At 71.2% G+C, this 13,284-nt stretch carries 10 protein-coding genes; 4 read left to right on the top strand and 6 right to left on the bottom strand.

Annotated elements, in window-relative coordinates; all coding sequences use genetic code 11:
* Positions 1 to 111 precede the first annotated feature (111 nt).
* Positions 112 to 1,260 carry an L-lactate dehydrogenase gene (locus DJ021_RS00450; protein WP_111455657.1) on the top strand — a complete coding sequence of 383 codons (1,149 nt, stop codon included), beginning with the start codon at positions 112 to 114 and terminating at the stop codon, positions 1,258 to 1,260.
* Here DJ021_RS00450 and DJ021_RS00445 read toward each other — a convergent pair.
* Complete coding sequence (locus DJ021_RS00445) at positions 1,257 to 2,357, bottom strand: acyltransferase family protein (protein ID WP_165837064.1); 1,101 nt, start codon at positions 2,355 to 2,357, stop codon at positions 1,257 to 1,259. The two genes, DJ021_RS00450 and DJ021_RS00445, sit on opposite strands and share 4 nt — an antisense overlap.
* Before the next feature lie 139 nt (positions 2,358 to 2,496).
* Here DJ021_RS00445 and DJ021_RS00440 point away from each other — a divergent pair, with 139 nt between their 5' ends.
* The 3 genes from DJ021_RS00440 (at position 2,497) to DJ021_RS00430 (ending at position 6,120) form a co-directional block, all read left to right on the top strand.
* Positions 2,497 to 3,678 (top strand): glycosyltransferase, encoded by a 1,182-nt coding sequence (locus DJ021_RS00440; RefSeq protein WP_243626096.1) that lies wholly within the window; start codon positions 2,497 to 2,499, stop codon positions 3,676 to 3,678.
* Between the two features lie 193 nt (positions 3,679 to 3,871).
* Positions 3,872 to 5,137 (top strand): glycosyltransferase family 2 protein, encoded by a 1,266-nt coding sequence (locus DJ021_RS00435; RefSeq protein ID WP_243625867.1) that lies wholly within the window; start codon positions 3,872 to 3,874, stop codon positions 5,135 to 5,137.
* Entirely contained in the window at positions 5,134 to 6,120 is a 987-nt protein-coding gene (locus DJ021_RS00430; RefSeq protein ID WP_111455654.1) for a glycosyltransferase family 2 protein, read from the top strand. The genes DJ021_RS00435 and DJ021_RS00430 overlap by 4 nt, the downstream gene beginning before the upstream one ends.
* 7 nt (positions 6,121 to 6,127) lie before the next feature.
* Here the strand turns inward: DJ021_RS00430 and DJ021_RS00425 are convergent, their stop codons facing one another.
* The 5 genes from DJ021_RS00425 to DJ021_RS00405 all read right to left on the bottom strand — a co-directional run bounded on the left by DJ021_RS00425 (position 6,128) and on the right by DJ021_RS00405 (position 13,282).
* Complete coding sequence (locus DJ021_RS00425; RefSeq protein ID WP_111455653.1) at positions 6,128 to 7,678, bottom strand: oligosaccharide flippase family protein; 1,551 nt, start codon at positions 7,676 to 7,678, stop codon at positions 6,128 to 6,130.
* Positions 7,675 to 9,216 carry an O-antigen ligase family protein gene (locus tag DJ021_RS00420; RefSeq protein WP_111455652.1) on the bottom strand — a complete coding sequence of 514 codons (1,542 nt, stop codon included), beginning with the start codon at positions 9,214 to 9,216 and terminating at the stop codon, positions 7,675 to 7,677. The genes DJ021_RS00425 and DJ021_RS00420 overlap by 4 nt, the downstream gene beginning before the upstream one ends.
* Positions 9,213 to 10,136, bottom strand: a complete 924-nt coding sequence (locus DJ021_RS00415) for a glycoside hydrolase family 16 protein (RefSeq protein ID WP_111455651.1) — start codon at positions 10,134 to 10,136, stop codon at positions 9,213 to 9,215. The genes DJ021_RS00420 and DJ021_RS00415 overlap by 4 nt, the downstream gene beginning before the upstream one ends.
* Before the next feature lie 20 nt (positions 10,137 to 10,156).
* Positions 10,157 to 12,367 (bottom strand): GumC family protein, encoded by a 2,211-nt coding sequence (locus DJ021_RS00410; protein ID WP_165837062.1) that lies wholly within the window; start codon positions 12,365 to 12,367, stop codon positions 10,157 to 10,159.
* Positions 12,368 to 12,604: 237 nt separating this feature from the next.
* Positions 12,605 to 13,282, bottom strand: coding sequence for a polysaccharide biosynthesis/export family protein (locus DJ021_RS00405; protein WP_165837061.1), 678 nt, complete (start codon positions 13,280 to 13,282; stop codon positions 12,605 to 12,607).
* Positions 13,283 to 13,284: the final 2 nt, after the last annotated feature.

Here is a 13,284-nt window from a genome sequence, read left to right as displayed (position 1 = left end):
GAGGAATGGCCTATGACGCCCCAGGTCATTGTTCGCGCCCGATCCAAGACGGCCGCAATCGCTATTGATAACTTGCCGTCGGGTCCGGGCTGAAGGCCAAGGGGAGGGAAGATGCGCGCGGCGTCGGTGTCGGATTATCGGGAGCTCGCGCGTCGCCGGCTGCCGAAGATGTTCTTCGAATATATCGACGGCGGCTCCTACGCGGAGGCGACGCTGCGGCGCAACGTCGAGGACCTGGAGGCGATCGCGCTGCGCCAGCGGGTGATGCGCGACATGACCACGCTGGACATGGCCGTCGAGACGCTGGGGCAGACGCTGTCCATGCCGGTGGGCCTCGCGCCGGTCGGCATGTCCGGCATGTTCGGCCGGCGCGGCGAGGTGCAGGCGTCCAGGGCCGCGGCGGCGGCCGGCGTGCCGTTCTGCCTCTCCACGGTCGGGGTGTGCTCGGTGGAGGAGGTGGTCCGCGCCGGCCCGGCTCCCTGGTTCCAACTCTACATGCTCAAGGACCGCGGCTTCATGCGCGAGCTGATCGCGCGGGCCCGGGAGGCGGGCAGTCCGGTGCTGGTGTTCACCGTCGACCTGCCGATCCCCGGCGCCCGCTACCGCGACGTGCGGTCCGGCTTCACCGGTTCGAGCGGCCTGTCCGGATTCCTGAACCAGGCGCTGGACGGGCTCAGCCATCCCGGCTGGATGTGGGATGTCTGGGCGCGCGGCCGGCCGCACACCCTGGGATCGGTGGCCGGGGCGGTGCAGGAGGGCCAGAGCGTCACCGACTACCTGAGCTGGATCGCGCGGAACTTCGACCGCTCGGTGACCTGGGCCGACCTCGATTTCGTCCGCGAGGCCTGGGACGGTCCGATCGTGGTCAAGGGCGTGCTCGATCCGCAGGACGCGCGCGACGCGGTCCGGGCCGGCGCCCAGGGGCTGGTGGTCTCCAACCACGGCGGCCGGCAGCTCGACGGGGTACGATCCTCGATTTCCGCCCTGCCGCGGGTGGCCGACGCCGTGGGCGGCGACCTGGAGGTCTACGTGGACGGCGGCATCCGCTCCGGACTGGATGTGCTGAAGGCCGTGGCGCTGGGCGCGAAGGCCTGCTTCGTCGGCCGCGCCTGGGCCTACGCCCTGGCCGCCGGCGGCGAGGCGCAGATCGCGCAGATGCTGGCGCGGCTCCGCTCGGAGCTGGCGGTGGCGATGATCCTCACCGGCTGCAGCTCGGTGCGCGACGCCGGCCCGGACCTGCTCGATCGCCTGGACGACTAGGCGTCGGGGGCGGGCGCGACGCCCGCCAGGGGCGTTGGGGCCTTCGGCCGGTGCGCGCCCAGGCCGGTCTTGAACAGGCGCATCAGCGGCTTCTCCACCAGCCGGTAGGTGGCCAGGCCCGCCACGACGCCGACGATCAGCGACACCGGCAGCACGACAGCGGGCGCGGTGACGTGGGCCATCTGCAGGGCGCGGAAAGCCGCGGAGATCGCCAGGCCGTGCACCAGGTAGACGGAATAGGAGGCGTCGCCGAGGGCGCGCAGCGGCGGCCAGTCGGCGATCCGGCCGTGCCGCTCCAGGCTGACCGCGCCGGTGACCAGCAGGGCGGCGGGCAGGCCCCAGTAGAGGATGCGGGCCGGCTCCACATCGATCCCGGCGAGGCTGACGGCGACGAAGCCGGCGACGCCCGCAGCGATCATCGCCCAGGAGAGGCCGCGGCCGGGCAGCCGGTTCTCCGACCAGCACTTGCCCAGCCAGACCCCGGCGCCGAACTCCAGCAGCAGGGGATTGGTGTAGGTGGCCCAGACCGGGTTCTGCACGTCGCCCAGCGGCCGGATCGCCACCAGGGCCACGAGGGCGGCGCTGACCACCCAGGGCCGCAGCTTCGCCGGCGCCAGCAGGCCGACCGCGAACAGCAGGTAGAAGAACATCTCGTAGTTCAGGGTCCAGCCGGGGACGATCAGCGGGGCGATCAGCCCTTGGGCGTCATGGTGCGGCACGAACAACAGCGACTGGGCGACGTGGGAGAGCGTCGGCTTCATCGCCGGGAAGGCGGCGGGGACCAGGACGGCGATCGCCGCCACGCCCAGCGTGACCATCCAGTACAGCGGGACGATCCGCTCCACCCGCCGCAGCAGGAACTGGCCCGGGGAGGGCGGGCGGCGGCAGGTCACCACCCACATGATGAAGCCGGAGATCACGAAGAAGACGTCGACCCCGGCCGCGCCGACGCCGAACGCGCCGCCGGCCCGGTCGACCGCGTGGTAGATCAGCACGCCGAAAGCCGCGATCCCGCGCAGGTACTGGATGGACCGGACCTCGCCCGGCGCCTTGGCCTTAGCCGGCGGGGAACCTTCCGTCTGACGCGCCGGTTGCACTGACAAGGCCCCTCCCGCCGATCGGCCCCGTCGAACCGGCGACGCGATCATTTGCTTGGTTCCAAACGGCTTGCCGCGCGTTTGGTTCGCGTCCGTCATGCTGAAGCCGGCATGCTGGAGCTGGGGAGGGTTGCGCGCGGTGAAGCTGGCCTATTTCGTCCATGACCTCGCCGATCCGGCGGTGACCCGCCGGGTGCGCATGCTGCAGGCCGGTGGCGCGCAGCCGGTGGTGCTGGGTTTCCGCCGCACCGACACCGCGCCGGAGACCATCGCCGGCGCGCCCGCCGTCGACCTCGGCCGCACCTATGACGCGCGGCTGGGACACCGGGCCAAGGCGACCGCGCGGGCCGCCCTGACCTCCGGCCGCTGGCGCGAGCTCTTGGCCGGCGCCGAGGTGGTGATGGCCCGCACCCTGGAGATGCTGGCGGTGGCGGAGGCGGCCCGCCGGACCTGCAGGCTCGACGCGCCCCTGGTCTACGAATGCCTGGACATCCACCGCCTGATGCTGGGCGAGGGCGCCAAGAGCCGCGCCATGCGGGCGGTGGAGCGCGCGCTGATGCGGCGCGCGAGCCTGCTGATCGTCAGCTCGCCGGCCTTCCTGGAAGCCTATTTCGAACCGCGCCAGGGGGTGGGGGCCACGCTGCCGATCCCGACCCTGCTGATGGAGAACAAGGTGTTGGAGCTGGAGCCCCGCCAGACCGCCAGGCCTGCGCCGCGGCCGCCCGGACCGCCGTGGCGGATCGGCTGGATGGGGGCCATCCGCTGCCGCAAGAGCCTCGACATCCTCACCGCCCTGGCGGCGCGGCGGCCGGACCTGGTGGAGGTCGTGATCCACGGGCGGCCGGCGTACACCGAGTTCGACGACTTCGACGCCCAGGTGGCGGCCGCGCCGAATGTGAGCTTCGGCGGCGCCTACACGGCCGCGGATCTGCCTCGGCTCTATGGCGACGTCCATTTCAGCTGGGCCATCGACTACATGGAGGAGGGGCAGAACTCCTCCTGGCTGCTGCCCAATCGGATCTATGAGAGCGGACGCTACGGCGCGACGCCGATCGCCCTGGCCGGCGTGCAGACCGGGCGCTACCTGGCCGAGCACGGGTTCGGCGTCCGGCTGGGCGATCCGGGGGAGCTGGAAGGCTTTCTCGAGGGGCTGACCGCGGAGACCTACGCCGGGCTGCGCCAGCGGCTGGATGCGGTTCCGAGCAGCGCCTTCGTGGCCGATGCGGGGGACTGCGGCCGGCTGGTCGAGGCCCTGGTCGACCGCCCTGTCGGGCTGACGCGGCAACAGCCGCTCGCCGCTGAAACGAAGCTCGTCGCCTAAGCCCGTCCTGGCGAACAAGTTCCGCGGAAACCCGGGATTTACAACGTACTGGGCGCTTTTCGCCACGGTCGGAAAGACGACACAGAGAACGTTGCTTTCCAGCGGAACCACAACAGGGGCTTGCTGTTTAAGCTGCGTCGCGAGGAGGAGCTTGGCTTCGCGACAGCTGGTCGAACAACGGAACTCCCCGCCAATGCTGAGCCCCAAGGCCAATCCGCAATCGCTGTCGAAGGACGGTCTGGACGAGGAGACCTCCGTAGGCTCGCCCGTCGAGCACAACGGCCTCGGCGAACTGCGTTCCTTCGCACCGCTCGGACGCCGCGCGCCGGGCGTGGGCGAGGTCGAGGCCAATTGGCCGGCCGCCTGGGACCGCATCGCCCCGGAAGCCTTCATCCGCATGCCGGCGACGCCGGCCAACGGCAACCAGGCCGGCGTCGTCGCCGATCCGCGCAAGCGCGCCCTGATCGTCATTCCGGCCCTCAACGAAGCCGCGGTGATCGCCTCGGTGATCGCGCGGATCCTGGAAGACGACGGGCTGGTGGATCCGCTGCTGCTGGTCGCCGACGGCGGCTCGACCGACGGCACCCGCGAGATCGTGGCCAGGATCGCCGCCGACGACCGGCGCGTGCGCTTGCTGGAAAATCCCCGCCGCTTGCAGAGCGCCGCGCTGAACCTCGCCGCCCGAGCCCTGGGCGGGGACCGGCCGTGGCTCGTCCGGGTCGACGCCCACGCCGACTATCCGAAGAACTACGCCTCCAGCCTGATCGCCGAGGCGATGCGCACCGGCGCGACCTCGGTGGTGGTTTCCATGGACACCGTGGGCGAGGATGGGTTCCAGCGCGCGGTGGCGGCGGCCCAGAACTCGGTGCTGGGCACCGGCGGCTCGGCGCACCGGCTGGCCACCGCCGGCCAATGGGTCGATCACGGCCACCATGCGCTGTTCAATCGCGAAGCCTTCCAGTCGATCGGCGGCTACGACGAGACCTTCAGCCACAACGAAGACGCCGAGCTGGACCTGCGGCTGGCCCAGCAGGGCGGCAAGATCTGGCTCACCGACCAGGTGCGCATCGGCTACTATCCGCGCAGCACGCCGGGTGCGCTGTGGAAGCAGTATTTCAGCTACGGCAAGGGCCGCGCGCGGACGGTGCTGAAGCATTACACGCCGCTGAAGATCCGCCAGACCCTGCCGCTGGCTGTGGCGCCGGCGGTGGTTTCGGCCCTGGCCGCGCCGCTGTTCTGGCCCTTCGTCATCCCGGCGCTGGTCTGGGCCCTGGCGGCCCTGAGCTTCGGCGTCCTGCTCGGCCTGCGCAAGCGCGATCCGGCCGCCCTGATGTCCGGCCCGGCCGCCATGATCATGCACCTGGCCTGGTCGAGCGGCTTCTGGGTCCAGCTCTTGAGCCACCTCGGCCAGCGGGAGCCTGCCGCCCCGATGCTGTCTGAAGCGCAGGCCGCGCCATGACGGGCGAGCGGCCGGTCGTCTCGGTCATCACCGCCAACTACAACGGCGCGCGGCATCTGGCCGCCGCCATGCGGTCCGTGCTCGACCAGACGCTGAGCTCGCTCGAGCTGATCATCGTCGACGACCGGTCCACCGACGACAGCCTGGCGGTGATCGCGCGCGAGGCGGCCGGCGATCCGCGCGTGAAAGTGCTGGTGCAGCCCCGCAACGCCGGCCCGGCGGCGGCGCGCAACCGCGCCATCGAGGCGGCGACCGGCCGCTGGATCGCGGTGTTCGACAGCGACGACCTGATGGCCCCGGACCGCCTCGCCACCCTGGTGGCGCGCGGCGAGGCCGACCGCGCCGAGATCGTGGTCGACAACCTGATGGTGTTCACCGACGGCTCGGACGCGCCCTGGCGGCCGTTCCTGTGCGGGCATGCGTTCGCGGAGCCGCGCTGGATCACGCTCGCCGACTACATCGGCTCGGCGCGGATGTATGCGAAGCGGCCGGGGCTCGGCTATCTGAAGCCGCTGTTCTGCGCTCAGAGCCTGCGCCAGGCCGGCGTCCGCTACCGCGAGGACCTGCGCATCGGCGAGGACTATGACCTGGTCCTGCGCCTGCTGGCCAAGGGCGTTGGCATGCGGCTGGAGCCGCGGGCGCTCTACCGCTACCGCAAGCACGCCGCCTCCATCTCGCACGTCATGTGCCGCGATCACATCGAGCAGATGCTGGCCGCCGACGCCGATGTGGCGCCGGAACTCGCCCGCCAGCCGAAGGCCGTGCGCCAGGCGCAGGCCGCACGCCGCCGCTCGCTCGAAGCCGCGCTGGCCTATGACCGGGTGATCGAACGGCTGAAGGCCGGCGACCTCCCGGGCGGCCTGGTGGCCGGCGCCGCACGCCCCTCGGCCTGGCCGCTGTTGGCGATGCCGGTGAGGGCGCGTCTGGCGCGCCTCGCCGCGAGGGTGAAGCTGCCCACGATGGCGTCGCCGAGCCCGGCCTGAGCCGCGGTCACGCCGCGCCGGCGGCCATCTCCGTCAATTCCGCCGTTTCCGCCGTGGTCTCCGCGCTCGGCTTGTCGGCCTGGGCGTGCGCGAAGGCGCGGGCGTCGGCCAGCAGGCGGTGGCGCGCCACGGCCCACAGGACGGCGAGGTAGGCCGCCCCGCCCAGCCCGACCATCAGCGCCAGCTCCGCGACGGGCGGGGCGTTCTGCAGCACGCGCCGCGCCAGGAGCACCACCCCCGCCATGGCCGCACAGCCGAGAGCGGCTGGGGCGAACGACGCCAGCAGGCTCAGCCGTGGCATCTTCAGGTCGCCGGCCAGCTGGTGGATGTAGTAGCCGCAGACCAGCGCCATGCCGCCGGCCAGGGCGCCGGAGACCGGGCCGAGGCCGAAGCGCACGGCCACCGCCACGACCACCACCGTCACCGCCCCGAGGATCAGCGACATCCGCAACTGCAGCGCCGAGCGCCCGAGCCCCATCAGGGTGGTGGCCATGATCGAGCACATGCAGAAGCAGAACCCGGCGCCGGCCAGGTAGCGGAGCGGGACGATGGCTCCCAGCCACTTGGGGCCGAGCACCAGGCTCACCGCCAGGTCGGCGATCAGCGCCAGGCCGCAGAACAGGGGCGCCAGGGCCGAGGATCCCAGCCGCAGGCCGGCGGTCGCCAGCCTCTGGATCGCAGCCTTGCCGCCCTCGTGCGCCGTGCGGGAGACGGCGGTGAAGATGTACAGGTAGAGGGGCCCGGAGATCAGCATGTCGGGCACGCGGACGATCTGATAGGCCATGGCGTAGTAGCCAAGCGAGGTCGCGCCCAGCACGCCGCCGACGATCAGGCTGTCGACGTTGCGCGACACGAAGTCGGCGAGGATCGCGCCGATGGTGCTGAACCCGAACCTGAGCAGGCCGCGCGCCTCTTCGAAGCGGTAGCGGAAGCCGATCGCGGCGCCGCCCTTGAACGTCACCCAGGCCATCTTGCAGACCCACAGCACCAGCTGTTGGGCCACCAGGCTCCAGGCGCCCCAGCCGTGCAGCGCCGCGGCGAAGGCGGCGGCCGCGCCGGCGCCGGTGGAGATCACGTCGCCCGCGGCGAAGACGGCGAAGCGGCCCTCGCGGATGATCCGGCCGTTGGACACCGCCGTCAGGCTGTTCAGCAGCAGGATCGGCGACAGCGCCATGATCAGCACCGGCAGCCGCGGCTGGTGCAGGATCAGGCCCATGGGGAAGGCGGCGGCGCAGCAGAACAGGGCGAGCGCCAGCCCGAGCGCGCCGGCCAGCCAGAAGACGGTGGATTCGAGCAGCGGGCTGGCGTCCTTCTGCCGGCCCAGCGCATAGCCCATGCCGCCGTCCGACAGCACGTTGGCCAGCAGGATGAAGGGCATGGCCAGCGATACGAGGCCGTACTCGGCCGGGCCGATCAGCCGCGCCAGGATCGGCAGCATGGCGAACTGCAGGATCAGCCGCAGCGCGCTGGCGCCGGTCAGCGCGAGCGCGCCGATGGAGGTGCGATGAAGCCGTCCCGCCTTGGCCGGGCGGGCGCCTGCCTCGCCCGCCGTGCTCATCGCCCGCTCTCGGGGTCGGGCCGCAGCACGCGCAGCGAGCCGCGCACCGGCGTCAGCCGCGGGTTGGCCCAGGCCTGGTCGCCGTAGTCCAGCGACTGGACCTGTACGATCTGCGGTTGGCGGTAGGGACGATGGGCGACGCGCGGCGCGCGGACCCGGCCGAAGGCGGCGCCCAGCGCCGCGAAGGTCAGGGCGGTGGAGAAGTAGAACGGGGCCGTGCCGATCTCCTCGATCCCCATCCGCGAGACCTGGTAGAGCAGGATGCTGATCCAGAAGACCATCGCCAGGTTCGGGCGCACGACGAACTTGCGGATCAGGGCCACGGCGCCGATCAGCAGGGTCGCGCCGAACACCAGGGCGCCCAGCCAGCCCAGCGCCACCAGCATCCCGACCAGAGTGTTGTGGAAGGTGAACCCGCCGCGGTTTTCGATGCCGAAGTAGCGCCACAGCCCCTCGGCGTCGATGTTGCCCTGGATCCAGAAGGCGCCGTAGCCGCGGCCGAGCACCGGCCGCTCGCGGATCAGGTCGGCGGCGCGGTACCAGAGATAGGTGCGGCCGGTGAGCGTCGGGTCCTTGTCGAACAGGTTGGCGCCGAGCTCGATCATCGTCGTCGACAGCCAGCGATAGCTGAGGCCGACCGCCAGCAGGATGATCGCCAGCAGGGCGGTCAGCGAGGCTCGGACCGCCTTGCCCGCCACCAGCAGCGGCAGCAGGCCGAGCACGGCGCCCAGGGCGATGCCGAGGCCGAGCAGGGCGCCGGCGGAGCGCGCCGCCCCCACGGCGTAGAGGTCGAGCAGCACCGCCACGGCGGCGACGCCGACCCAGATCCAGTCGCGAGCGCGGAGCGCCATCAGCCCCATGGCCACGGAGACGATCAGGCCGGTGGAGGCGATGTCGGCCAGCAGGTTCTTGCTGGAGGTCAGGCCGGAGAAGGCCTCGCCGCCGGCGCCGACGCCGATCGCCACCGTGCCGCCCATCACCATGGCCGCGGCCATATAGAGCAGGAAGGCCAGCGCCATGCCGCGCAGGACCGCGCCCTGGTCTCGGGCGGAAGACAGCAGCAGGCCCATGGCGATGGTGATGGCGAACTCGAGCGAGGTCTTCATCGTCTCGCCGGGCGCTTCGGACCAGATCACCGAGCACACGGCGACGCCGGCCAGGGCGAACAGCGGCAGCCGCGGGATCAGCACCCGCCCCAACTGCTTGCGGCGTGCGAACAGATAGAGCGGCGCCAGGGCCGCCACGATGGCCGCGCCCAGGGTGCCCAGGTTGGCGATCAGCAGCATGGGCATGAACAGCGCAAAGGCGAAGACGCCGTCCAGGTCGATGTTCAGCCGGCCGATGCGCAGACCGGCGACGGGCTGGTCCTCACGCGGATCGGCGGCCTGCTCGGCCCTGCGCCGTGAGGCTGCGACCGCGGCCTTGGCGGCGGCGCGGCGCTGCTCGCGCCAGGCGACCGGATCGGGCGCCGGGATCTCGCCGCCGCGGATGCGGCGCGGCCGGGACCGGGCGTTGAAGCTCTCCCAGGACGCGGTCACGGGGCGAACCGGTAGGCGCGGATGTAGTCGATGCTCAGCTGGGCCGGGAAGGGCGTGGTGGCGTCCGGCTGGCCGGCCCAGTCGCCGCCCAGCGCCAGGTTGGCGAGCAGGTACATGGGCTTGTGCATGTCCGGCGGGGTCGGCTGGCGCTTCACCTCGCGGCCGTCGACGAACCATATCAACTGGTCACGGTCCCAGCTCACCGCATAGGTGTGGAAGGCGTCGGGGCTGACGTCGACCGCCGTGCCCTCGGCCTTCACCGTCTTGCTGTGGGCGGTGACATAGACCTTGGCCGGGTCGCCGACGCTTTCCATGACGTCGATCTCGGGCGGCCATTCCAGGTCGGCGGGCAGCAGCCAGAAGGCCGGCCAGACGCCCTTGCCGCGCGGCAGCTTCGCCCGCATCTCGAAGTAGCCGTAGGTCTGGGTGAACGACGGCTGGCTGCTGATCAGGCCGGAGGTATAGCGGAACCCGCCCAGCCGATCGGCGAGCTGCGGGGAGACCGGTTGGGCGGTGATCTGCAGCACGCCGCCGCGCGCCGCGAAGGGGTTCAGGCCGAGCGGCTTCTCGTCGGCCTGTCCGTTTCCGGAGCCCTCATGGTCGCCATGCGGGCCATGGTGGCCGCGCATCTGCGGATCGACGTAGAGCTCGAGCTCCTTGTTCCACTTCAGCGTGCGCAGGTTGAAGTCGTCGCCGTGATCGTCGCGCCCGTCCCGGTAGGTGGTCCGCCAGACGCCCTTGCCGCCGACCCAGGGCCGGAAGCTGTCGAAGTCGTCGGCGAAGGTCACCGCCAGCGGCCGGCCGTCGGGGCTCTTCGCCAGCGGCGCGGTCGCCGCCGCCGCCGGCGGACCGGCCCTCAGGCAGGCGGCCAGGCCGAGCGCCAGCGCGGTGGCGGCGAGCGCGGATCGATTGGAAGCCATGTTCGCGTCGGTCCCGGGGCTCAGGCGGCCGCGATGTAGTAGTTCTTGAAGTAGCCGTAGTAGTCGCTGGAGTCCCCGTAGCCGTAGCGGGCCTGGCCCTTCACATTGACCTTGGTCAGCAGCGCCCCGGCCACGTTCGCCCCGCACTCCTGCAGGATGTCGACCGCCGACTGGGCGGCGCGCAGCGGGGTCTTGTTCCACTGCACCAGGTACAGGACCCGGTCGGCCTTGGCCGCCAGGATGCGGGCGTCGGCGACGCCGAGGATCGGCGGCGCGTCGAGGATCACATAGTCGAACTGGGCGGACAGCTGGCGGAAGACCTCGTCGGTCTCCGGGTTGGAGAACAGGTCGTGAGGCACCGACTTGCCGGTCGCCGGCAGGACGAAGCAGTTGCTCTTGGCGTCGTGCACCAGGGCTTCGGCGAGCGGGATCTTGTCCTGCACGACCTCGACCAGGCCGATCTCGCGCGGGCCGATCAGCTTGGTGACGCCGCGCTGGCGCAGGTCGCAGTCGACCAGCACCACCCGGGCTCCGGAGAGCGCCAGGGTGCGGGCCAGGCAGAACGAGGTCAGGCTCTTGCCTTCGCGGGGGACTGCAGAGGTGATGGCGATCAGCTTGGCGTCGTCGCCGCGGGCGCTGATCATCAGGAAGGCGCGCAGGTTGCGGAAGGCCTCGGCGAAGCCGGAGAACGGGTGGCTGACCAGATATTCCGACGGCTCCGCCGCCGGGCCGCGCAGGCCTTTGGGCTTGATCGAGCGGAAGTCGGGCAGGACGCCGGCGAAGGGCACGCCCAGCTCACGCTCGACGTCGAGGCGCGAACGCAGGTGCTTGTCCCAGAATTCGGCCATCAGCATGGCCGCGCCGGCCGAGATCAGGGCCGCCAGGAAGGCCAGCGCCGCGCCCAGCTTCATGTTCGGCGACGACGGGCTCGTGGGGATGGTGGCCGGCGAATTGACGCTGGCGTCGGCCTGCTGGAGGCTGCCCTCGGCCGCCACCTGCTTGGCGCGGTTCAGATAGGCTTCGTAGATCTGCTTGGCGGCGTCGGCGCGCTGCTGCAGGGCGAGCAGGCCGACCTGGGCCTGGCCGTTGGCCGCCAGCCCGCCTTGCGCGACGCCGCGGCTGCCGAGCAGGGAGGCCTCGCGTCCGGCCGCGGCGCTGGCTTCGGCGCGCAGGCTGGAGAGGATGCGGTTGATCTCGCTCTGGATCTGATGCCGGATGTCGGTCAGTTCCGCCTGGGTGCGCTTCACTTCCGGGTATTCCGGTTTGAAGTCGGTCTGCAGCTGGGCGAGCTTGACGGACACCTCGGCCTCGCGCTTGCGCAGCTCCTTGATGGTGTCCGAGCCCAGCGCCGCGCCGACGTCGGCGCCGCCCTGGCCGTTGCGCAGCTGGACCATGGCCGCGGCGAGGCGGGCGCGCTTCTCGGCGGTGTCGGCCTTGGCGATGGCGATCTGCTGGTTGATGGTGGAGACTTCCTGCTCCGCCATGGTCGCGCCCTCGGCGCTGAACAGGCCGTGGGCGTTCCTGTATTCCTGCACCCGCGCCTCGGCGACTTCGGCGTCGCGACGCATCTTCTCCAGGCTCATGCCCAGCTCGCCGTTGGCGCGGGTCACGGCCCTGAGCTTTCCGTCGAGCTGGCGCTGCAGGTAGCTGTCCATGAAGGTGTTGGCGATCAGCGCCGCCTTCGCCGGCGACGACGAGGTGAAGCCCACCTGCACGACGTAGGTCAGGCCGGCCCGGCGCGCCCAGCTGTGAGCCAGGACGGTGCTGGTGACCCGGGCGACCAGCCGGGGATCGGGATTGGCGACCGGCGGACGCGCGGGGGCCAGGCCGAAGAAGCCCGGCGCCATCTGCGGGTTGAACTCGGGATCGTTGTAGAGCTTCAGCCGGCGCACGACCGTTTCGGCCAGCACCGGGGAGCGGAGGATCTCGACCTGGGTGTCGACCGCGCTGGTGTCGGGCGGCAGGCCGCCCTGCTGCTGGTCGGCGCGGGCCAGGTTCTCGTGCTTGGGATCGATCACCACCGAGCCCATGGCCGAATAGGCGGGGGTCTTCATGGCGAAGGCGGCCAGCACCAGGATGAAGACCACCCCGGCCACACCCAGGCCGAGCTTGGCCCGCTGCAGCAGGATGCCGAACAGCTGACGCAGGTGCATGCGCTCAGGCTCGATCGGCCGGAAGGGCTGTCCGGGGTGCGCGGGCAACTCGTGCGAGAGCGGAATCAGATTGTTCATGTGCGACCTGCGTTCAGACATGCGGCAGGGTGAGGGTCCCTCAGGTGGGGCGCTTTGGGTCTGGATTTCGCGCGTAGGGACGCAGGGTCCGTGGTCATCGCGCGCTCCTCGACCTGAGCCCCCAAAGGCTTCACCCAGACTTTGGAAAAACTAGCGCCACCGATAACCCCGAGGCGGCGAGGCGGTTCCGTCGGAACGGCGCCTTGTGCGACCGCGGAGCTCAGGGACAGGCGGCGGTCACCAGGGACGGACGAGCATGCCCAGCAGGCTGAACCCGCCGGAGAAGTTCTGCATGAAGGACTTCCCGCCGGAGGTGTCGACGACGATGATGTCGTTGCCGTAGACCTGCGGATCCTCGGTCTTGCCCGAGCGGATCTGGGTCAGGTCGTAGAAGGCGCTGTGGCGGGACCCGCCGATCGTGCGGAACACGGCGACCTTCTTCGGGTTGGCGAGCCTGGGATCGGGGCCCTTGGCCAGCGACACCGCCTGGAGCAGGGTGGTCGGGCCGGTGAGCGGGTAGACGCCGGGCTGGGTCACCGCGCCGTCGATGGTCACCCGCTGGCTCTGGGCGTCCTTGACCGCGACGACCACCTGCGGGTCCTTCATGTAGCTCTTCTTCAGGCCCCTCGCGATGTCGTCGGAGAGCTCGGCGGGCGTGCGGCCGGCGGCCTGGATCTGGCCGACCAGCGGCAGCAGGATCTTGCCGCCGGAGTCCACCTGGAAGGTCTTCGACAGCTCGGGCAGCTGGGAGACGTTGACGTCGAGGGTGTCCTGGGGACCGATCCGATAGTCGGCGCCGGATCGAAGCTGGGCGACCGAGTCCGGAGGCGGCAGGTTGCCGCCGGCGGCCAGTGCGGTAGAGCTCGCGAACGCCAGGAGCGCTACGACGGCGAGCGAGGGCAGACGCCTACGCATGT

This window comes from Phenylobacterium hankyongense (genome assembly GCF_003254505.1).
GTDB lineage: Bacteria > Pseudomonadota > Alphaproteobacteria > Caulobacterales > Caulobacteraceae > Phenylobacterium > Phenylobacterium hankyongense.
The sequence above is the reverse complement of the archived record's forward strand: the minus strand, read 5'-3'. Positions and strand labels throughout refer to the sequence as shown.

Excerpts from the sequence above, each read along its gene's own strand:
- DJ021_RS00410 (WP_165837062.1), bottom strand. The coding sequence starts at position 12,367 with ATGAACAATCTGATTCCGCTCTCGCACGAGTTGCCCGCGCACCCCGGA.
- DJ021_RS00415 (WP_111455651.1), bottom strand. The coding sequence starts at position 10,136 with ATGGCTTCCAATCGATCCGCGCTCGCCGCCACCGCGCTGGCGCTCGGC.
- DJ021_RS00450 (WP_111455657.1), top strand. The coding sequence starts at position 112 with ATGCGCGCGGCGTCGGTGTCGGATTATCGGGAGCTCGCGCGTCGCCGG.
- DJ021_RS00425 (WP_111455653.1), bottom strand. The coding sequence starts at position 7,678 with ATGAGCACGGCGGGCGAGGCAGGCGCCCGCCCGGCCAAGGCGGGACGG.
- DJ021_RS00430 (WP_111455654.1), top strand. The coding sequence starts at position 5,134 with ATGACGGGCGAGCGGCCGGTCGTCTCGGTCATCACCGCCAACTACAAC.
- DJ021_RS00405 (WP_165837061.1), bottom strand. The coding sequence starts at position 13,282 with ATGCGTAGGCGTCTGCCCTCGCTCGCCGTCGTAGCGCTCCTGGCGTTC.
- DJ021_RS00435 (WP_243625867.1), top strand. The coding sequence starts at position 3,872 with ATGCTGAGCCCCAAGGCCAATCCGCAATCGCTGTCGAAGGACGGTCTG.